Here is a 20,866-nt window from a genome sequence, read left to right as displayed (position 1 = left end):
CTGCCGCCAGCGTTCAATCTGAGCCATGATCAAACTCTTCAATTAAAGTTTTGGTGCTTCCGTCTTGCGACTTCAGCGGCTCAATGAATTCTGATTTTTTGTTTCTAACTAAAGAAACAAACTGTACATATTRCTATGAACACTCATTGTTACATTGATTTAAATTTTTGACTGCCAACCCGAAGGTTAAGCAGTTTCGATTAACTCAACACCTGTGAGTGTCCACACAGATTTCTTGTTTTATCTTGTTAAAGAGCAACTCAATATTCGTAAGAKAACTTGAGTACCACACTGAGCGTCGAACGCTTCCAGTTGGCTAGGGCTGCGTATTCTACGCATTTCCCGTTTCGCGTCAAGGAGTTTTTGCAAACTTTCTCAACACTCATCAATCAGTAAACTCATCGATGAACTGTCACATCAGGCTGCTTAACGCTGTCTGCCGTGTCAGTGGATGCGCATTATAGGGAGCAGAAGATTTTGTGCAACCCCTATTTTAAGGAAATTTGCAGTTAATTCTAATTATCTAATCTAGCCACAAGATACCCACCACTTACCCCCAAAGTTATCCACAAAATAGCACTTTATCTGTCATTTGGCCCAATTGATTACCAGCGTACAGTATCAAGACAAAGGGATCATGAGCATGAGTGCTATCAGATTTAAATGAGAATAACGGCTGCTCGAACTGGAATATCTCACCTCCACTTTTATATAGAGTCGTTAATGGGAGAATGACGGGGAACAACAGAAGAAGATGACACTCCGAGTGTATTTAGCGATGAAGACACTTTACCTATATATAGTAGTTGCCTCCCATCAACCCATCAACCCATCAACCCATCATAGAAAGTCGAAACAACGTAATCAGCAATATAAAGAGGGTCTCTTTGATACTTATTCGTTAGTAACTGGCTCCATTAGATATCAGCATGTAGTAGCAGTAATAAGTAGTTCAGAGACCATTCAACTCTATTCACCTTAATCCATTACCAAGTTGAGTGGATTAGCTCGCACTCCATAGCAGTTGTCCACAGTCTGTAAGATCATAGCCACCAAGTAGTGCCGCCATTTGCCTCGAGTGACCACTCGCCAACATAGTAAAAAGTTGTTGAAGCTGACGACGGAAGTAAATGCTTTGCGGCATAACGAAATCGAAAGACTCTTTAATCAGTGGCACGAAACTTAAACCACTTTCCAAAGCCACAGATTGACAACCAAAACCAATATCGGCATCACCCCTAGCGATATAACCCGCCAACTCGCGTTCACTATAGGCAGTTAGCACGACATTAAGTTGATCTAAGCGAGCACCTTGCTTTAACAACCAATGCTCTAAGTGCTGTTGGCTACCTGCGCCCCCCTGACGACTCACCCAACGCCAAGGCAAGTTCACGACTTTATCTTCTTCTTGGCATCTGTGGTGCATATCGGCACGCATGATCAACCCTTGCTGACGGGAGTAACCATGCACCATGATCCATTGCTGATGGTTGTTATAACCTTTAAGTAAAGCTGGGTGGCGAATATTTCTATCCTCCATACTACCCCAGTGTAAGGTGCACACATCGGCATAACCTTTAGCAAGCAACTCTAACCCTAAGCGTGAACCTGTTGCGCTGTAGCTTATCAACTCACGGCTACCAACTTGCGCCATCAAACGCGCCACCAGCATAGATAATAGTGGATCGTCACTACCAGTGATCAATAAACGGTCGGTCAGCATGCCACTGTGGCAAGAATCCATTACCCAACGGTCGATTAACACTTTCGGAAATAGCCATTTACCGGTGATTTTAGTGGCGGGGAGAATTCTGTCATTAGCCATGGCGTAGACTTTTTTCTCATTAAGATCTAAATACTCGGCCACTTGCTTCGCGCTCATGTAGACCAATTCACTGGCAGACGTCATCTTGTTTCCTTGTCTTATTCTTCGTTACTGCATGTAAGTCTTAGCTGACTTGAGGCTAAGGAGCCGTATTGGCATCAAACTGCAGATTTTCACTACCGTGGTACACCAAAAAGTGACGACCTTTGGCGCGGGCAATAATAGTAATACCCAACTGCTGCGCTAGTGCTAAGCCCATCTGAGTCACGCCACTGCGTGATAGCAAAATAGGGATCCCCATTTTGGCGACTTTAATCACCATTTCCGAAGTTAAGCGGCCAGTGGTATAAAATATCTTATTATCGCCGCGATCCTGAGTCAGCCACATATCCCCAGCCAAAGTATCTACGGCATTATGACGGCCAACATCCTCGACGAAAGCCATAATTTTATCGTCTTCGCACAAGCCACAACCGTGTACAGCACCCGCATTTTTATAGGTTTCATTATATTCGTTGATATTTTTCAATAAGCTATAAAGGGTGCTTTGCTTAAGACTTGGCGTTGGTAAATTGATGCCGTCTAAATCTTGCATAAAACTGCCATAAACCGTGCCTTGACCACAGCCTGATGTCACCGTTTTTTCGGAGAGTTTCTCATCCAGATCGGCGGTTTGTTCACGGGTAACCACGGCTGCAGAACTAACATCCCAATCGACAATAACCGAGTCCAATAGACTGACATCCGAAATAAAGCCTTGGTTCTTAAGATAACCTAACGCCAGTGACTCAGGTTTCGCCCCTAGGGTCATAAGTGTCACTATTGGTCGCCAGTTCAAATACACGGTAAGCGGACGTTCGCAGGCGACAAATTTATCCAACACTTCCCCGGCTTCATTCACTGCTTTTACAGCAATGGTTAGCGGTACTTCCACTTGAGTTCTCACAAAAGAACACTGATGCTGAGTTTTTTGAGAAGGATTGGCTGCCGCTATTTCGCTATCTGTGCTCATGTTGTTATCAGGAATAGTGATATTTTCAGAGATCATAATGTTACCGCTTAACGAGTCATGGCCAGAGCATAGCAATATTTATACCTAGACATAAAAATTGGGGTTAAATGCGTGATCTGCCGCAATGCTGATTTTTCATTAGCCCTTTTATGTCCCAAACAAAATCCTGCACTGGACAAAATGTCCAATTTATAGGGTGTTTTTGATGATCTAGCTCAAACTAATCCACTATGTTTACTGGCACCAATATTGCAGTGACCTTTTATCGCAATTTGTTGGTAAAACCGAACCGTTCACTCTACGGTTTGTCCATCAACACGGCTGAGACGGAGAGACAATGCAACATACAACTAGTGTTTGGCCTATGTACGTTTCACTCAAGAAAGTAGAGAAGCAAGTTGGCCGCTGGACCTCAGTACAATGGGAAATTGATCACCTACTTCCCGCCACCCATCAAGCCCCAGACGATGCAACCTTAGTGCTACTCGAACTGCACAAAGACGAACGCGCCAGCTATCGCCTCAATCTCGATTTAGATAACGCCATGCTGTATTTAGTATGTGATGAAACGGCCGATGGCACTTGGATACCGGCGGCATTATCGGCGGATCAGAATGTCGCGGCGGGTTGTCTTGAGGGCAATACCCCTGTCCTCAACTTATTGATGCCAAAAGCTATCGCTTGTTGGATTGAAGCCTTTATCACCCAATATGGTGAAGTCGAAATTGCCGCTCATCGCCGTAAACATGTCGATGGCCGTAATAATCAAGGCCCGAGTCACGATCCATTGCGGAGGGACTAATGGCTGAATCCATACAAAAAACAGGCGGGCTACTGAGTCGCTGGAACCAACGGCGCGAACAAGTTGCAGCAGAGGAAGCGCGAGCTGACGGGGAAATCACACCTCAGGAGACCATCGTAACCGAGCCCACTATGGCAGTTGAGCAGCTTCAACCCACAGAGTCAGCCATTGAACCTAATACTGCCGAGCATGACGATCCGAATCGCATGCTCACTGCGGCGGATTTACCTAATCCTGACGAAATTGAAATTGGCGGTAGCTTTGCGAGTTTTATGGGCGCGAATGTTGATCCGGCGGCGAAATCTGCGGCACTGAGAGCGCTGTGGAAACAACCGCATTTCAACGAGATAGATGGGCTTTTGGAATATGCGCTCGATTACAGTAATCAGCCCAAACTCAGCGCCGAAGTTTCAGCAGAATTAGCGCAAAAAGTCTTCCGCTACATCACCAAAGACAGCGAAACGCCGGATGAAGAATTAACCTTAGCTAAACAAGCTGCAGAAACTAATCCATCCGCTAGTCTTGATGTAAGCGAAACCACGACTCAAGCAGTCGACACCGAATTGGCAGCAGAGCCGATAGCGGACAATTTGGATGGGGAGATTGATGACCTACCCCAAAATGCACCAGAGCCCTCGGCTCAGGTCCAAACCCGAGTTGTTTAACGTCAGTTTAGCTAATTTTAATGTCCGTAACTTTGGTATGTGAATTGCTGTACTAAGGCATAAAAAAGCTTAGATAAAAGCAGAAAAGGCAATGACTTACTTATTACCAGCCGCCTAAATCTGCCCAGATACAGTAAAACAAGAAACAGCCAAAGTACTGTTCAGGAACGCAATGTGAGCACTCATTTGATGACCAATCAAACCCAAGAAGCGTTAAAACAAGCGCGGCAACAGGTGTTAGCGCAAACTCAGATGTTGCAGAATCTGATCCCGCCAACCGTCAGCTACACCACCGAAGGCAATGTCCTTATTATCGGCCCAGAAGATCTGGCTCGCCTCGCCGCGGACAAATTGTCCACTATGGCCCATCGCGTGATTTTAGCCAATGAAGCCATTACCAGCCAAGACGAAGCGCACCTTGAGCGTGTGATGGCGGCGGCAACCGATGTCGAAAGTTACTACAACAAACTCATTGGCGTAAAAGGCTTTTTAGGCCAATTCCAAGTCAGTGTTGAACATCAAGATGGCGCGGCCGAACTCAGTTTAGTGTCGATTCGTAAACCCCATTTCGATATCGTGCTCGATTTGAGCAGCACAGCTTGTTTGAACTTAGAAATGCTGCCACCCGGTTATTTCTATGTCGGTCAAGACACTGAGAAACTCGAAGATGCCCTCGCTCAAATTCCCGATCTCGTCGGCCAATTCGACAAGCCTCGCTACGTCAAAATCAACCCAGATATTTGTGCCCATGACCGCAATGGCATCAATGGTTGTAATCGTTGCCTTAACTTTTGCCCAGCCGATGCGATTAGTAGCGTGGCGAAGAAAATTGAAATCGACCCATACCTTTGCCACGGCGCGGGCAGTTGTACCAGCGCTTGCCCAACGGGTGCCATCAGTTACGATTTACCGACGCCGCAGGCTTTACATTCATATCTGAACAAAGTCGTTAGTCGTTTCCGCGAGCAAGCCCAAACCGCACCGGTGATTTTGTTCCACGATAATGCCGTCGGCGCCGACTTTATTACCGACGATCTAGCGGGTGATATTATCCCCGTCGCCCTAGAAGAAATTACTGTTGCTAGCTTAGATCATTGGCTGTCGGTACTCGCATGGGGCGCACGCCAAGTGCTGATCCTCAATACCGACGCCACGGCGCCAACTCTTACACAAATGCTTAAAGGCGAGCTTTCGTTAGCCAACAGTATTTTAGATGAGATGGGCCAGCCGCAACGTATCAGCCTCATCGACCCAAACATGCTTGCCGATTTAGATGCGATGCTCGATATCAGCTTAGATTGGCCCGTGATCGTGCCCGCTGCATTTGCTTCAACCACTAAACGCAATACGCTATTTGAAGCGATAGATCACCTCAATAGCCAAGCGGGTGAAATCGATACTTGCCTTAGCCTCAACAACATTCCCTTTGGCAAAGTCAGCGTGAATGTCGAAAAGTGCACTATGTGCATGTCCTGCGTGGCAATTTGTCCCACGATGGCATTACAAGATGGTGGCGACAAACCTGCACTACACTTCATCGAGCAAAACTGCGTGCAATGCGGTTTATGTGAGGCAGCGTGTCCTGAAAAAGTGATAAGCCTTACGCCACAAATTAACTTTGATAAAGCTGCCCGTCAGCAACAACACACCCTGAAAGAAGAAGCCCCCTTCGAATGTATTCGCTGCGGCTCTCCTTTTGCGACCCAATCTATGGTGCATCGGATGCTGGATATGGTCGGCGCGCACAGCGCATTTTCTGCCAATATTGAACGCTTGAAAATGTGTGGAGACTGCCGGGTAAAAGACATGTTTGAAGACATTCTTCAAGATCCTGAAAAGCAACTGCGATAAGAGATCCGCTATGACCGAATCAGTAAGACAAGTTTCAGAAAACGATCAGTTGAGAGCCGATATCTATCAACTGTTAGCCGCCCTATTGCGCCGTCAGCCAAGCCCTGAACTGCTACACTTTTTGGCCAATCTTGAAATTGATGCCAATGAAGACAACGAGATGACTAAAGCTTGGTTATCACTCCAACTCGCCGCACAGCAGTTCAACAGCGCACAACTAGAAGACGAGTATTTTGCCCTCTTCCTCGGTGTAGGTTGCGGTGAGATCCTGCCCTACGGCAGCTGGTTTATGACGGGCTCATTGATGGATAAACCACTGGCATTGCTACGCCAAGACTTAATGCAACTAGGGTTTGAACGCGAAGACAACGTCAAGGAACCCGAAGATCACGTTGCAGCCCTGTGTGAAGTGATGGGAACCCTGATTTTAGAAGCGCCAAGTTATCGCCAATTGGCTTTTTACCAACGCCATATCGGCAGCTGGATTGGCCGTTTTTGCGACAATTTAGCCAAAGCGCCAAGTGCGGCGTTTTACGCCACGGTTGCACAGCTAGCAAAAGCTTTTTTTGCAATGGAAGCCAGTGCTTTTGAGCAATTAAGCTTAGATATTCCAGTCAATTGCCCAGGCAGCGCAGACTTACAGCCAGCCACCAGCGATTTAGCAAAACCAGTAGAGTTAATGAACTAAGACTAAACTGAGTGATAGCGCGGCATGTGCGTGCTAAATGTAAATGTTAGAGATGAGTTCAAACTACGAAGGTGAGATTAATGTTCACCTTAGCAACAATAACGGAAGCTTAGGCTTCCACAATAACCGAGGTGGTAGCCGTTTGTACCACCTTATCCAGTAACACAAGGAGACACTATGAAGAAGCCAGCTTCCGACATGGGCCGTCGTCAATTGCTTAAAGCATTGGCACTCGGCAGTGCGGCAGGCGCAGTGGTCACGGTGAGTAGTCAAGCGTTAGCTTCGACAAAAACGGCAGCGACCACAGAGCCTAAAAGTGAGAACTACCGCGAAACCGACCATATTCGTAGCTATTATGCGTCGCTTTAAAACTAAAATAGAGGAGAGTGTGTGATGCGATTAACCCGCAAAACAGACCAGGTTGTCGAAGCTAAAGCGCCAGCACTGGGTCTCAATCGTCGTCAATTCTTAAAATCGGCAAGTCTTGCCACAGGAGGGATCGCTGCGGCGTCCATGCTTGGCACAGGCATGATGCGTAAAGCACAGGCCCAAGAAGATATTGGCCATAATGTTCCCACCGAAGTCAAACGTACCATCTGTTCTCACTGTGCCGTAGGTTGTGGTGTGTATGCAGAAGTACAAAATGGTGTATGGACGGGTCAAGAACCCGCATTCGATCACCCGTTCAACGCTGGCGGTCACTGTGCGAAAGGTGCTGCACTGCGTGAACATGGTCACGGCGAAAAACGCCTGAAATACCCCATGAAGTTAGAAAGCGGAAAATGGAAAAAGATCTCTTGGGATCAAGCGATTAATGAAGTCGGCGATAAAATGGCTTCAATTCGTCAAGAGTCAGGCCCAGATTCAGTCTACTTTATGGGTAGCGCTAAGTTCTCTAACGAACAAGCTTATTTATATCGCAAATTTGCGGCACTGTGGGGTACGAACAACGTCGACCATTCTGCACGTATTTGTCACTCTACCACGGTAGCCGGTGTTGCTAACACTTGGGGCTACGGTGCGCAAACCAACTCAATCAACGATATTCGCAACTCTAAGTGCATCATGTTTATTGGGGCAAACCCCAGTGAAGCGCATCCTGTTGCCATGCAGCATATTTTGATTGGTAAAGAACGCGGTGCCAAAATCATCGTTGTTGATCCACGTTTCACCCGTACTGCAGCGAAATCTGACGAGTACGTGCATATCCGTCCTGGCACAGACATCCCCTTCATTTATGGCCTGTTATGGCACATATTTGAAAACGGCTGGGAAGATAAAGAGTTTATCAAACACCGTGTCTATGGCATGGATCGTATCCGCGAAGAAGTGAAAAAATACCCCCCAGAAGAAGTTGAACTGGTTGCGGGTGTACCAAAAGCGCAGATGTACCGCGTCGCCAAAATGATGGCTGAAACCAAACCCGGCACCATTATTTGGTGTATGGGTGGTACTCAGCATCACGTGGGTAACTCGAACACTCGCTCCTACTGTCTTTTACAGTTAGCACTTGGCAACATGGGTGTACCTGGCGGCGGCACTAACATTTTCCGTGGCCATGATAACGTGCAAGGCGCAACCGACTTTGGTTTGTTATTTGATAACTTACCGGGTTACTACGGTTTAACGACTGGCGCTTGGGCCCATTGGAATAATGTGTGGGATCTCGACCCTAATTGGGTAGCGAGCCGTTTCGATCAAGGCGAATATCTAGGACAAAAACCGCAAACCTCTGCGGGTATTCCTTGTTCGCGCTGGCACGATGGCGTGTTAGAAGATAAAACCAAGATAGCGCAAAAAGACAATATTCGTCTGGCGTTCTTCTGGGGACAATCGGTCAACACTGAAACCCGTGGCCGTGAAGTGCGTGAAGCCTTAAACAAAATGGACACCGTCGTCGTTGTCGATCCATTCCCAACCATGGCGGGTGTTATGCACCAACGTCAAGATGGGGTTTATTTACTTCCTGCGGCAACCCAGTTTGAAACCTACGGTTCAATCTCTGCGACTAACCGCTCAGTACAATGGCGTTCTAAGGTCATAGAACCCCTGTTCGAATCCCTGCCTGATCATGTGATCATGTACAAACTCGCCAAAAAAGTGGGTATAGATAAAGAGCTATTCAAGCATATTAAAGTCAATGGTGAAGAGCCTTTGATTGAAGATATTACCCGCGAATTTAACACAGGTATGTGGACTATCGGTTATACCGGACAAAGCCCAGAGCGTTTAAAAATGCACCAAGAAAACTGGGGTACTTTTGATGCTGACAGCCTAGAAGCCCCTGGCGGTCCAGCCAAAGGCGAAACCTACGGCTTACCTTGGCCTTGTTGGGGCACACCAGAGATGAAACATCCTGGTACCCAGATTCTGTATAACGAAGCCAAACATGTGAAAGACGGTGGCGGTAACTTCCGTGCTCGCTATGGTGTGGAACATGAAGGCAATAATATTCTTGCCGAAGGTACTTACTCTAAAGGCAGTGAGATCCAAGATGGCTATCCTGAATTTACCGCCGATATGCTTAAGCAATTAGGTTGGTGGGATGACCTGACCGAAAACGAGAAAAAACACGCCGAAGGCAAAAACTGGAAAACTGACATTTCCGGCGGTATCCAACGTGTTGCTATCAAGCACGGCTGTATCCCTTACGGTAACGCCAAAGCTCGTTGTATTGTATGGACATTCCCAGACGATATTCCACGCCACCGCGAACCACTTTACACGCCTCGTCGTGACTTAGTCGCTAAATACCCCACATACGAAGATCGTATGGTTGCACGCTTACCGACACTGTATAAGTCAATTCAAGACAAGGATTTTGCTAAAGACTTCCCATTGGCACTCACATCAGGCCGCCTAGTGGAATATGAAGGTGGTGGTGAAGAATCCCGTTCTAACCCTTGGTTAGCTGAACTACAACAAGAAATGTTCATCGAAATGAACCCTGCTGATGCAGCGGATCGCGGTATTCGCGACGGTGACAATGTTTTTGTTCATGGTCCAGAAGGCGCCAAAATCACGGTTAAGGCTATGGTGACACCGCGCGTTATTGCCGGTGAATGTTTTATGCCATACCACTTTGCTGGGGTGTTTGAAGGCGAAAGCCTAGCGAAAAACTATCCAGAAGGCACTGTGCCTTACGTGATAGGCGAATCTGCAAACACTATTTTAACTTATGGCTACGACGTTGTGACTCAGATGCAAGAAACTAAGTCCAGCCTATGCCAAATCAGCAAAGCCTAACCTACTTGATGAGGAGATAAGCCATTATGGCAGTCATGAAATTTCTGTGTGACACCAAGCGCTGCATCGAGTGTAACGGTTGCGTCACTGCATGTAAGAACGAAAACGACTCCGCTCTCGAGTGGGGAATTCAACGTCGCCGCGTGGTGACGATCAACGATGGTCTACCTGGCGAAGCCTCAATTTCAGTGGCTTGTATGCACTGTACTGATGCTCCCTGCATGGCCGTATGTCCGGCAGATTGTTTCTACCGCACCGAAGACGGCATAGTGCTACACAACAAAGATACTTGTATCGGTTGTGGTTATTGCTTCTATGCTTGTCCATTTGGTGCACCGCAATTCCCGAAAAAGACTGCCTTTGGTAGTCGTGGCAAGATGGACAAGTGTACTTTCTGTGCCGGTGGCCCAGAAGAAACCTTCTCCGAAGCCGAGCGTAAAAAATACGGTGCCAACCGTATTGCTGAGGGCAAGTTACCTATGTGTGCAGAGCTTTGTTCTACTAAAGCGCTGCTCGCAGGTGATGCGGAAGTGGTATCAAACATTTACCGTCAACGTATGGCCTCTCGAGGCAATCCTAACGTGATTTGGGGTTACAACCCCAAGACAGGTGAGATTAACTAAGCAGAGCGAGGGTTAGGGAGAAATCCCTAACCTCTGGCAAGGAGTGAAAATGTTAAACAAACAGTTAAACAAATCACTGCGCAGTCTGTTTGCTCTGTTGGTGCTCGTCATGGGATTGGGATTAGGTTCAGTCATGAGCTCAAACCCAGTACACGCAAGTGATCAGCAATCGAGTCAACAACAGGCGAAAGCGCAAACCAGCGATGCCGATCTTTGGCGAGCAGTAAAAGCAGGCGATGCCGGCTATACCACTGCCAAAGGGATAGATACTGGGGTGTTGATTAACGTTGCCGGTAACCAAGGTAAAGAACTGAGAAATGAATACTTAACCCCAGTCATGGCGCTAGCCGTGGTAGGTGTGTTTGGTGCTTTCTTATTATTTTATCTGGTGAATGGTCCATCAAAACTGAGTCATGGCTTTTCAGGCAAGATGGTTTCGCGCTGGTCAAAGGCGGATCTGTGGATCCATTGGATCATGGCGAGCAGCTGTCTGGCACTGATGTTTACCGGTCTAACCATAATGTTAGGTAAGCATGTCATACAGCCAATGTTAGGCCCCGACCTTTGGGCGCCATTGATCTATGGCAGCAAAACAATCCACGATTGGGCAGGTCCCATTTTTATCGCGGCTTGGGCTGTATGTGTGGTGAAATGGATGCCGTTACAAACCTTCAAGATGTATGATTTGAAATGGTTTTTAGTGGTAGGTGGTTATATCAACTTTGGCCCGTTCAAAGGTAAGCACCCTGACAGTGGTTTCGCTAACGCCGGTGAAAAAATGTGGTTCTGGACCCTGATGTTGTTTGGTTTATTCATCAGCGTATCTGGCATCATGTTGGTATTACCAGGCTTAGATTTACCCCGCGAAGCCTCTATGGGCGCGCTGCTGATCCACTCTATCAGCGCCATTATCTTGATTGCCTTTACTATAGTGCATATTTGGATGGCGACCGTACTGAGCGAAGGCGGTATGGAGTGTATGAAGTCAGGCTATTGTGATGAAAACTGGGCAATCCAACACCATAATCTCTGGTATGACGAAATCAAAGCCAACGGCAGCTTAAAGTATAAAGACTAAGTTAAACCGCAGCTTTTACATCCTCAAAACACCCCGCCTCGCGGGGTGTTTTTTATTCGCACTGATACCCCTCGCATTAATTCAACAGTACAAAAAATTAACAACTGAAACAGCGAGATACAAAAATCCGCCAACGCCCTCTTCCCTAGTAGTTCACTAAACTATGAGCGAGTTAACGCTTTAAGAGAACGGCCGCCGATTTCAGGGCTGCAAACTGTCCTAGATCAATTCCTACTCAACCCTTTCCTACTATATTGCCGTCACGCGCGATGATTGATGGTAAACAAGATGATTTCATTATCTTTTCCGCCGCTAATCTTCACTTTTTGATAACAAGATGAACCCCACAAAAAGCCGTGCGATCTCAAAAACTAAACCCTAATTTCAGGAGTCAGCATGAAGCAGCAACCCAGCGATTTATCTCGCCGATCTTTGCTCAAAGCGCTCACCGTCGGCAGCGTAGCGGGTGCCGCCATTGCCGCAACCGGCATGAGCGTGGCACAGGTCAGCGAGAGCAGCAAGGTAACCACTAAAGAGTCAAAGGGTTACCACGAAACTGCGCATATCAGCAGCTATTACGATAGCTTGCGCAGCTAATCTAGGAGAAGTCAGCGATGAAGTTAACTCGCAAGTCTAATGTTGCCACAGTGGCAGACAAACCGGCGTTAGGCATCAGCCGTCGTCAATTTATGAAGCACGCAGGTATCGCTACTGGTGGTATTGCCGCAGCATCTCTGATGGGCACAGGCATGATGCGTCGTGTCGAAGCCAAAGAAGTACCGCATGATGCGCCAATCGAAATCAAACGTACTATTTGTAGTGCCTGCGCCGTCGGTTGTGGCCTGTATGCCGAAGTACAAAATGGTGTGTGGACGGGCCAAGAACCCGCATTTGACCACCCATTCAACGCTGGCGGTCACTGCGCGAAAGGTGCTGCACTGCGTGAACATGGTCATGGTGAAAAACGCCTGAAATATCCAATGAAATTGGTTGATGGCAAGTGGAAAAAAATCTCTTGGGAAGATGCTATTAACGAAGTGGGCGACCAAATGCTCAACATTCGTAAAGAATCTGGCCCAGACTCAGTGTACTTCATGGGTAGCGCTAAGTTTTCTAACGAAGGTTGTTACATGTACCGCAAGTTAGCGGCTATGTGGGGCACAAACAACGTCGACCATTCAGCTCGTATTTGTCACTCTACCACGGTAGCCGGTGTTGCTAACACTTGGGGCTACGGTGCGCAAACGAACTCTTTCAACGATATCCAGAATGCTCATGCCATCTTCCTGATCGGGGCAAACCCAGCAGAAGCGCATCCCGTTTCGATGCAACATATTCTGATCGCTAAAGAAAGAAACAACGCCAAAATCATCGTCGTTGACCCACGTTTCTCTCGCACTGCAGCGCATTCAGACTTGCATTGTGCAATTCGCCCAGGCACTGACATTCCTTTTATTTACGGTATGTTATGGCACATTTTTGAAAATGGTTGGGAAGATAAAACCTTTATCAAGCACCGCGTTTTCGAGATGGAAAGTATCCGTGCTGAAGTGAAGAAGTTCCCACCTAAAGAAGTCGAAAACATCACTGGCGTGAGCGAAGCCGAGGTTTATCAAGCGGCTAAATTAATGGCTGATAACCGTCCTGGCACTGTGATTTGGTGTATGGGTGGAACTCAACACCACGTGGGTAATGCCAACACTCGCGCTTATTGTATTCTGCAATTAGCACTGGGCAACATGGGCGTTTCAGGCGGCGGCACTAACATTTTCCGTGGCCACGATAACGTACAAGGCGCAACTGACTTAGGTTTGTTATTTGATAACTTACCCGGTTACTACGGTTTGACCTCAGCAGCATGGAGTCACTGGACCCATGTTTGGGATCTGGACATGGCATGGGTGAAAGGTCGTTTCGATCAAACAGCCTACCTTGGCAAAGATCCAATGACGACACCGGGTATCCCTTGTTCTCGTTGGCACGATGGTGTGTTAGAAGATAAGAGCAAATTAGCGCAGAAAGATAATATCCGTATGGCGTTTTTCTGGGGACAATCGGTCAACACTGAAACCCGTCAACGTGAAGTGCGTGATGCCTTAGACAAGATGGACACAGTCGTCGTTGTCGACCCATTCCCAACGATGGCAGGTGTTATGCACCGTCGTAAGAATGGCGTATATCTACTGCCTGCGGCAACTCAGTTTGAGACTCACGGTTCAGTATCTAACTCAGGCCGTTCTATCCAGTGGCGTGAGCAAGTCATCGAGCCGCTGTTCGAGTCTAAAACCGACATCGAAATCATGTACCGTTTGGCCCAAAAACTGGGTATTGCCGAGCAGTACACTAAACGCATCGCGATTGAAAATGGTTTACCTGTGATTGAAGAAATCACCCGTGAAATCAACCGCGGTATGTGGACTATCGGTATGACAGGTCAAAGCCCTGAGCGTATCAAGTTACACACCCAAAACTGGGGCACTTTCAGCAACAAGACGTTGGAAGCCGCAGGCGGCCCAGCTAAAGGCGAAACCTACGGTTTACCTTGGCCATGTTGGGGCACGCCAGAAGCTAAACACCCTGGCACTCAAATCCTCTATAACCAAGCCAAACACGTTAAAGACGGCGGTGGTAACTTCCGCGCCCGTTACGGTGTTGAATATAAGGGTCAAAGCATTTTAGCCGATGGCACTTATTCTAAAGGCGCTGAAATTCAAGACGGTTACCCAGAATTTACTGCCGATATGCTCAAACAATTGGGTTGGTGGGATGATCTGACGGCAGAGGAAAAAGCGGAAGCCGAAGGTAAAAACTGGAAAACAGATTTGTCAGGCGGCATAGTGCGCGTGGCGATCAAGCACGGTTGTATCCCCTTTGGTAATGCTAAAGCTCGTTGTATTGTTTGGACTTTCCCTGACCAAGTCCCTGTGCACCGTGAACCGTTATACACAGCACGTCGTGACTTAGTGGCGAAATACCCAACCTATGACGACATGCAAGTACACCGTCTCCCTACGCTGTATAAGTCTATCCAAGACAAAGACATGAGCGGCAAGTACCCGTTGGTACTGACATCGGGTCGTCTGGTTGAATACGAAGGTGGTGGTGAAGAATCTCGCTCCAACCCTTGGCTGGCTGAACTTCAACAGGAAATGTTCGTTGAGATAAGCCCTGCCGACGCTGCCGATCGCGGCATTCGTAACGGTGAAGACGTCTGGTTAGAAGGCGCCGAAGGTGGCCGTATTAAGGTACAAGCCATGGTTACCCCAAGGGTAAAACCCGGCGTTACCTTTATGCCATATCACTTTGCGGGTGTGATGCACGGAGAAAGTTTAGCGCCTAATTATCCAGATGGAACAGTGCCTTACGTTATTGGTGAATCTTGTAACACTGCGCTGACCTATGGTTATGACCCTGTGACACAAATGCAGGAAACCAAGGCATCACTCTGTCAGATTGTTAAAGCGTAAGTGCAGCTTAAGCTAGGAGAATTGCCATTATGGCTACAATGAAATTTTTGTGTGATACCAAGCGCTGCATCGAATGTAACGGTTGTGTCACTGCCTGTAAAAACGAAAACGACTCCGCTCTCGAGTGGGGTATCCAACGCCGCCGCGTAGTGACGATCAACGATGGTCAACGTGGTGAAGCCTCAATCTCTGTCGCCTGTATGCATTGCTCTGATGCACCTTGTATGGCAGTTTGCCCAGCAAACTGCTTCTACAGAACCGACGACGGCATAGTGTTACACGACAAAGATGCCTGTATTGGTTGCGGTTACTGCCTGTACGCCTGTCCATTTGGCGCACCTCAGTTCCCGAAAAAAGGTGCCTTTGGTAGCCGCGGTAAGATGGATAAATGTACCTTCTGTGCCGGTGGCCCAGAAGAAAACCACTCAGATGCAGAGCGCCAAAAATACGGTTCAAACCGTATTGCCGAAGGCAAACTACCTATGTGTGCAGAACTGTGTGCTACTAAAGCCCTGTTAGCGGGTGATGCCGAAGTGGTTTCAAGCATCTTCCGTGAGCGTGTGGCTTATCGTGGTGCTAAAAACGCGGCTTGGAATTAATTCAGGTCAACAGGATCTGTCCACAGACTTAGCTTAGCGCCTATCTAGGTGGGCGCGACTAAGTGAGAGAAGATGTATGATGAACAAATGGTTCAAACACATAGGTTTAGCCATAGCACTGTTATTTAGTGCTGTGTGTATAGCCAATGGTGGTGATGAACTGGCGAATCAAGTTCAACAGTCTGATGCCCAAATTTGGGCGCAACTGAAGGATGGTGCCACGGGATACACTACCTCCCAAAGTGAGTTTCATGCTCAGCCGATCAATACCTATGATTTACGAGTATTGGAGCTGCGTAGCGACTGGTTAGCGCCCGCCTTAATGGCAGCACTATTCGGTATGATCATTATCTTTGTCCTATTTATCAAGGTGAATGGCATCTCCAAGCTGCACCATGGTTTTTCAGGCAAGTTAGTGCATCGCTGGTCTAAGTTTGATGTTTCAATCCACTGGTTAGGCGCGATTCCATGCTTACTGTTGATTTTAACAGGCTTAACCTTGCTGGCGGGTCGCTTCTTCTTCCAACCTTGGTTGGGCGAAGGCATCTGGGAAGCAATCGTCTATGGCGCGAAGCAAATCCATGACGTGATGGCGATTCCCTTCATGATAGGTTGGGCATTGATGACCACCCTATGGGCGAAAAACCAACTGCCAAAAATGTACGACGTAAAGTGGTTCATGGTAGTAGGCGGTTACATTAACTTTGGTCCGTTCAAAGGTAAGCACCCAGATGCAGGTTTTGCTAACGCGGGTGAGAAAATGTGGTTCTGGGCATTTGCCCTGTTTGGATTAGTCATTTCAGCCTCGGGCATGTTATTACTCTTCCCTAACCTGTTCGAGCCAAGCCGTACATTAAGCTTGATCGCCCTGGTACTGCATTCAGTGAGCGCTATCGTGATCTGTGCTTTCTCTATCGTACACATCTTCATGGCAACTGTGATGTCAGAAGGTGGTATGGAATGTATGGTGTCAGGCTACTGTGATGAAAACTGGGCCAGCCAACATCACAACCTGTGGTTTGACGAAATCAAAGCTAACGGCACCTTGAAATACAAAGACTAGTATCATTGACTCGTCTCAACGCATAAAAGAAACCGTCGGTTGAATTAAAACACCTCGCAGCGTCGAGGTGTTTTTCTTCATGCCAACATTGATACATTTTAAAACATTTACTCAATCTGTGATGTCGCTCACAAGCGGCAATACCTGTGTTGTTTCTATGTTTCGAAATTTAGGAGATTTGACAAATTATAAATTAAAAACAATAAGTTAGAATTCAACGTTATTTTGCAACTCAATATATAATCAACCCAGCGTTTGATTACATGCAACAATATGAAAACAAGTATTAATAAACAATGCCTTACGGTGTAATTTAAACAACCATCAATTTGCGCCCTCTTATTTCAGGCTGTAAAATGACCATATTGTGTAATTTTATTACATCACCTCTTCTATCCGTTTTACATCCTTAAGGTCACTATGTTTAATAATGCTAAAACCAGCACTCTGACGGCTTTGCCCTCGGTGATCGCGAGTATTCTACTCATCATCATAGGTATCTCATCCTATCGTAGCTTTACCGATCTCGGTGAAACTAGCCATCGCTTAGTCAACAATACCCAACTAGCTGAAACCTTTACCAATATACGTGCTGAATTCTTTGAGATTCGTTTAGCGACGTTAGTTCACAATGAAAAAGGCATTACCGAACATCAGCAGAAAGTTGGTCAACTCGTCGCGAAACTCTCTGAGTTTGATACCAATTTCATGGGGCAAAATGCGCGTAACATTCAGACTTTACAGCCACAGATAGAGCAATATGTCCGTCTTTACCGACAAGAAGTTACGCTTGCTGAACGCACCTCAACAGAAGCTGAATTAACTCAGGAACGTCGTGAACTCGGCCCTAAAGTCAGCGATCAGATCAATCAACTCGTTTCACTAATCACTATCCGTAACCATGAGTTAGGAGCTCAGGCAGGAAGTAAGATTGCTATCGCAGAAAGCCTATTACTAGGCCTGATTTTATTTGCCATCGTCGCCTCGATCCTTAGCGCGCTCTTTATGAGCAAACGCTTAGTCCGGGTAGTCAATGACATTAAGCGGGTAATAGAACGCCTAGCCAATGGCGACCTGACACACAAGACAAATATTAAGGGTGACAACGAGCTCTGCTCACTCGCCACAGATCTCGATCGCGTTATCGATAATCTACGCCATATTATCTCGGATATTACCCAAGCCTCGGATCATATGTCTGACCAAATTGGGCAATTGAATGTACAGTCAAATGCCAATAATCATGCACTGCAAATCCACGCCGTTGAAACCGACCAAGTCGTGACAGCCATGACTGAAATGAGCGCCACGGCCCATAATGTCGCAGGTGATGCAGCATCTGCTGCCCAGTTTACTCAACAAGCAAATGCGCAAGCGGATAAATCGAAGAAAGCCGTTGAACAAGCTGCCAACACTGTGATTGCCTTGGTCGCTAAAGTCGATGTCGCTGCTGATGCGATTAATGATATGAACGAAAATACCCGTCATATCGCCGCGATTTTGAATGTAATAGGTGAAATTGCCGATCAAACCAATCTGCTAGCGCTTAATGCAGCCATCGAAGCCGCCCGTGCAGGTGAACAAGGTCGAGGCTTTGCTGTTGTCGCCGATGAAGTTCGCTCACTGGCCGCACGCACTCAAGCAAGTACCGCAGAAATCAACCAGATGCTGGAACAACTTTATCTTGGTGCCAATGCCGCCGTAACCGCAATGGAGCAAACGAAACACAGTTGCCAGCAAGCCGCCGATACCACCAATCTAGTGACGGAAAACCTTGATACCCTGACCACTTATGTGTTCGATATTAATGGGCTCAGTAATCAAATTGCCACCGCAGCAGAAGAGCAAAGCGCTGTGACCGAAGAGATAAACCGTAATCTGACCACCATTAGTGAAATGGTCGATGAACTGAATCAAAGCGGTAAAGCCACCCTCAATAGCGCAACCTCTTTGGCCGCGACGAAGGAACAACTCGTCGGCGTGGTCTCGCATTTTAAGCTTTAGGTTTAGGCTCCCTGAAAAAAGCTTTTAAATCTGCGGCCTAATAACAAAAATTATTGGGCTGTCAGATTTTTAGATGAGATATAAGGCGAGTCACACACCTGCAATATAAATCGCAGCCAAGAAAAATAACCTATTATTAATACTGTATTTTTAGAAAAATTATTTACCAAAAAATGATTAAATTGATTCAGTGTCAACAGTGCTAAACCAATAATAAGGGCGTGAAGCCTATAGTTCAGCAATGAAGATACGTATTGCCCATCTCCCACTCCCACAATATTAAATACCACTAAAAAACTTCGGACTCAGCTAATCAACGATTAGCTATCGTCGGCTTCCATGTAACGCCAACACACGGCAGTGCTACCGCTGCAATTCATCCGCCTGTCCATAACACAGTGGTAAACCGCAAGGCTTGCTTGTAGCATAACAAACCACTATGTTAGCCAACTTCAATCGCACTACCGCTTGCAAGTACCCGCTTAACGACAAGGATGTTATGAAGATATTCACTATTGCTACTCTCCTATTACTGTTGACCGTAAGCTTTGCAGCAACCGCAGAAAAGTCCGCGCTGGAACAGTTATTTGAGCAACAACAATACGACGCTTTCTTGCAACAAGCACAGCAGCAAGCAGCAGAGAACAATGCTGAGGCGTTATTCTTACTGGGTAAAGCCTACCATCTCGGCCGTGGCGTCACGCAAGACAATGCCACCGCCAGCCAATACTATGAACAAGCCAGAGCCTTAGGTTCGGCCCGTGCCAGCCATAATCTAGGCAGCATGGCGCTGGATAATGATAGCAAAACGCAGGCCATCCCCTTGTTAGAAGAAGCACTGGCGCAGGGTCTTAAGCTACCGACCTTATATAACCTAGGACGAGCACACAGTCCGGCAGATCCCAGCTCAAGGTTCTATCTAGCGAAAGCAATCACTGCGGCGCAGCAAGCGGGGAGTTACTTTGGGCAAGCCTTTGAACTCCAACCCGATAACCTCTATCTGGATAATGCCTCACGCGAGTATCTGCGCGCGTACTTAATGGCGATGCAAAGTGTCGGCAGCGAAAGAGAAAGTCTCGACATCCCGCAGTTACGCCAGCAAGCCATAAAGTGGCTAGAATTGGGTATGGCAGCAGATGATGGTACGGCGTGGACAAACTACGGCGCCCTACTGTTGAATGAAAATGACTACAGCGGTGCGAAAGCCGCATTTTTACAAGGTGCTAAGCGTCAAGTTGCCATCGCTAACTATCATTTAGGCAGCATGGAAGAGCGCGGTTTGGGCGCAGAAGCCGATAAAGTGCAAGCACTGGTATACTACGAGAAAGCAGCGTTAACTGGCATGGAACAAGCTAAAACGCCCGCATATAATCTGCTTAAGGCACAACTGGAATATGAAGACGATCTCACTAAATTGGAACAGGGCATTGCCCGCTTTAATGCACTAAAACAGCAAGATGAGTATGTTCCCATCTCACTTGACTCAGTTATTCATCGCCTGACGTGGGGTAAGTTTCTGGCACAGCAGCGACAACAGATTATTTCGTTGCCAACAGCGGCCAAAACCCAATTAAGCTTGCAGGCCTGTGGTTTAGGCTACAACCAACTGCATGGCAGCACATACAATATTGGAGAAAACTCTCACTGGCGTATGGCGGCGTATCTAACCTTAGCTGATAAAATCGCCTTACCACTAGAAGGCAGAGTCGATGAACATGGCTGCGCCAGTTTAACGATTACCATGACAGATCAGCTGTATCACTTGTTACAACAAGGTGCTGTATTCGGATTACGCTTTCCCAACTACACACTGCCACTGGCATTAAGCCGGCAAGAAAATATCTTGCAGCTAACACTCATGCCTGTCGAGACCCCATTACCGGTTAATTAGTCACAGCAATTTAAGCCTGTGGCCACGCTTGCTCAGGTCACAGGCATTGTCT

16 protein-coding genes are annotated in these 20,866 nt (G+C 47.1%); 14 read left to right on the top strand and 2 right to left on the bottom strand.

Annotation, left to right across the window (positions count from 1 at the left end; all coding sequences use genetic code 11):
• Positions 1-1,003: 1,003 nt before the first annotated feature.
• Together L5M49_RS21810 and L5M49_RS21805 are read right to left on the bottom strand one after the other, a co-directional pair.
• Positions 1,004-1,909 carry a helix-turn-helix transcriptional regulator gene (locus L5M49_RS21810; protein WP_006083558.1) on the bottom strand — a complete coding sequence of 302 codons (906 nt, stop codon included), beginning with the start codon at positions 1,907-1,909 and terminating at the stop codon, positions 1,004-1,006.
• 55 nt (positions 1,910-1,964) lie between these two features.
• The gene (locus L5M49_RS21805) at positions 1,965-2,837 is read right to left on the bottom strand and encodes a formate dehydrogenase accessory sulfurtransferase FdhD (protein ID WP_113940335.1); all 873 of its coding nucleotides are present in this window, start codon (positions 2,835-2,837) and stop codon (positions 1,965-1,967) included.
• A 337-nt stretch (positions 2,838-3,174) separates the two neighbouring features.
• Here L5M49_RS21805 and L5M49_RS21800 point away from each other — a divergent pair, with 337 nt between their 5' ends.
• The 14 genes from L5M49_RS21800 (at position 3,175) to L5M49_RS21735 (ending at position 20,814) form a co-directional block, all read left to right on the top strand.
• The gene (locus L5M49_RS21800) at positions 3,175-3,639 is read left to right on the top strand and encodes a DUF3305 domain-containing protein (RefSeq protein ID WP_105250549.1); all 465 of its coding nucleotides are present in this window, start codon (positions 3,175-3,177) and stop codon (positions 3,637-3,639) included.
• A complete protein-coding gene (locus L5M49_RS21795) occupies positions 3,639-4,304 on the top strand; it encodes a DUF3306 domain-containing protein (RefSeq protein WP_263208774.1) in 666 nt (221 codons plus the stop codon). The genes L5M49_RS21800 and L5M49_RS21795 overlap by 1 nt, the downstream gene beginning before the upstream one ends.
• Before the next feature lie 189 nt (positions 4,305-4,493).
• Positions 4,494-6,155, top strand: a complete 1,662-nt coding sequence (locus L5M49_RS21790; protein ID WP_263208780.1) for a 4Fe-4S binding protein — start codon at positions 4,494-4,496, stop codon at positions 6,153-6,155.
• A 10-nt stretch (positions 6,156-6,165) separates the two neighbouring features.
• Positions 6,166-6,843: a molecular chaperone gene (locus tag L5M49_RS21785; RefSeq protein WP_113940321.1), complete on the top strand. Its 678-nt coding sequence runs from the start codon at positions 6,166-6,168 to the stop codon at positions 6,841-6,843.
• A gap of 177 nt (positions 6,844-7,020) precedes the next feature.
• Positions 7,021-7,212: a twin-arginine translocation signal domain-containing protein gene (locus tag L5M49_RS21780; RefSeq protein ID WP_113940320.1), complete on the top strand. Its 192-nt coding sequence runs from the start codon at positions 7,021-7,023 to the stop codon at positions 7,210-7,212.
• A 24-nt stretch (positions 7,213-7,236) separates the two neighbouring features.
• Entirely contained in the window at positions 7,237-10,089 is a 2,853-nt protein-coding gene (locus L5M49_RS21775) for a formate dehydrogenase subunit alpha (RefSeq protein ID WP_263266832.1), read from the top strand.
• Between the two features lie 26 nt (positions 10,090-10,115).
• The gene (gene fdh3B / locus L5M49_RS21770; RefSeq protein ID WP_006083566.1) at positions 10,116-10,712 is read left to right on the top strand and encodes a formate dehydrogenase FDH3 subunit beta; all 597 of its coding nucleotides are present in this window, start codon (positions 10,116-10,118) and stop codon (positions 10,710-10,712) included.
• A 49-nt stretch (positions 10,713-10,761) separates the two neighbouring features.
• Positions 10,762-11,790: a formate dehydrogenase subunit gamma gene (locus L5M49_RS21765; protein WP_113940318.1), complete on the top strand. Its 1,029-nt coding sequence runs from the start codon at positions 10,762-10,764 to the stop codon at positions 11,788-11,790.
• A gap of 396 nt (positions 11,791-12,186) precedes the next feature.
• Positions 12,187-12,387, top strand: a complete 201-nt coding sequence (locus L5M49_RS21760; protein ID WP_105250556.1) for a twin-arginine translocation signal domain-containing protein — start codon at positions 12,187-12,189, stop codon at positions 12,385-12,387.
• Between the two features lie 17 nt (positions 12,388-12,404).
• Positions 12,405-15,257, top strand: coding sequence for a molybdopterin-dependent oxidoreductase (locus tag L5M49_RS21755; protein ID WP_173497709.1), 2,853 nt, complete (start codon positions 12,405-12,407; stop codon positions 15,255-15,257).
• Positions 15,258-15,286: 29 nt separating this feature from the next.
• Positions 15,287-15,856: a formate dehydrogenase FDH3 subunit beta gene (fdh3B, locus tag L5M49_RS21750; RefSeq protein WP_105250558.1), complete on the top strand. Its 570-nt coding sequence runs from the start codon at positions 15,287-15,289 to the stop codon at positions 15,854-15,856.
• 79 nt (positions 15,857-15,935) lie between these two features.
• The gene (locus L5M49_RS21745; RefSeq protein ID WP_226059963.1) at positions 15,936-16,919 is read left to right on the top strand and encodes a formate dehydrogenase subunit gamma; all 984 of its coding nucleotides are present in this window, start codon (positions 15,936-15,938) and stop codon (positions 16,917-16,919) included.
• 420 nt (positions 16,920-17,339) lie between these two features.
• On the top strand, positions 17,340-18,923 hold the full coding sequence (locus L5M49_RS21740) for a methyl-accepting chemotaxis protein (protein WP_263212478.1): 1,584 nt from the start codon (positions 17,340-17,342) through the stop codon (positions 18,921-18,923).
• A gap of 499 nt (positions 18,924-19,422) precedes the next feature.
• The gene (locus L5M49_RS21735; RefSeq protein ID WP_263266831.1) at positions 19,423-20,814 is read left to right on the top strand and encodes a tetratricopeptide repeat protein; all 1,392 of its coding nucleotides are present in this window, start codon (positions 19,423-19,425) and stop codon (positions 20,812-20,814) included.
• The last annotated feature ends 52 nt before the right edge of the window (positions 20,815-20,866 follow it).

The sequence above is a fragment of the Shewanella sp. SM74 genome, assembly GCF_025653725.1.
Lineage (GTDB): Bacteria > Pseudomonadota > Gammaproteobacteria > Enterobacterales > Shewanellaceae > Shewanella > Shewanella oncorhynchi.
Note: the sequence above shows the minus strand (reverse complement) of the source record. Positions and strands in the feature narration are given on the sequence as shown.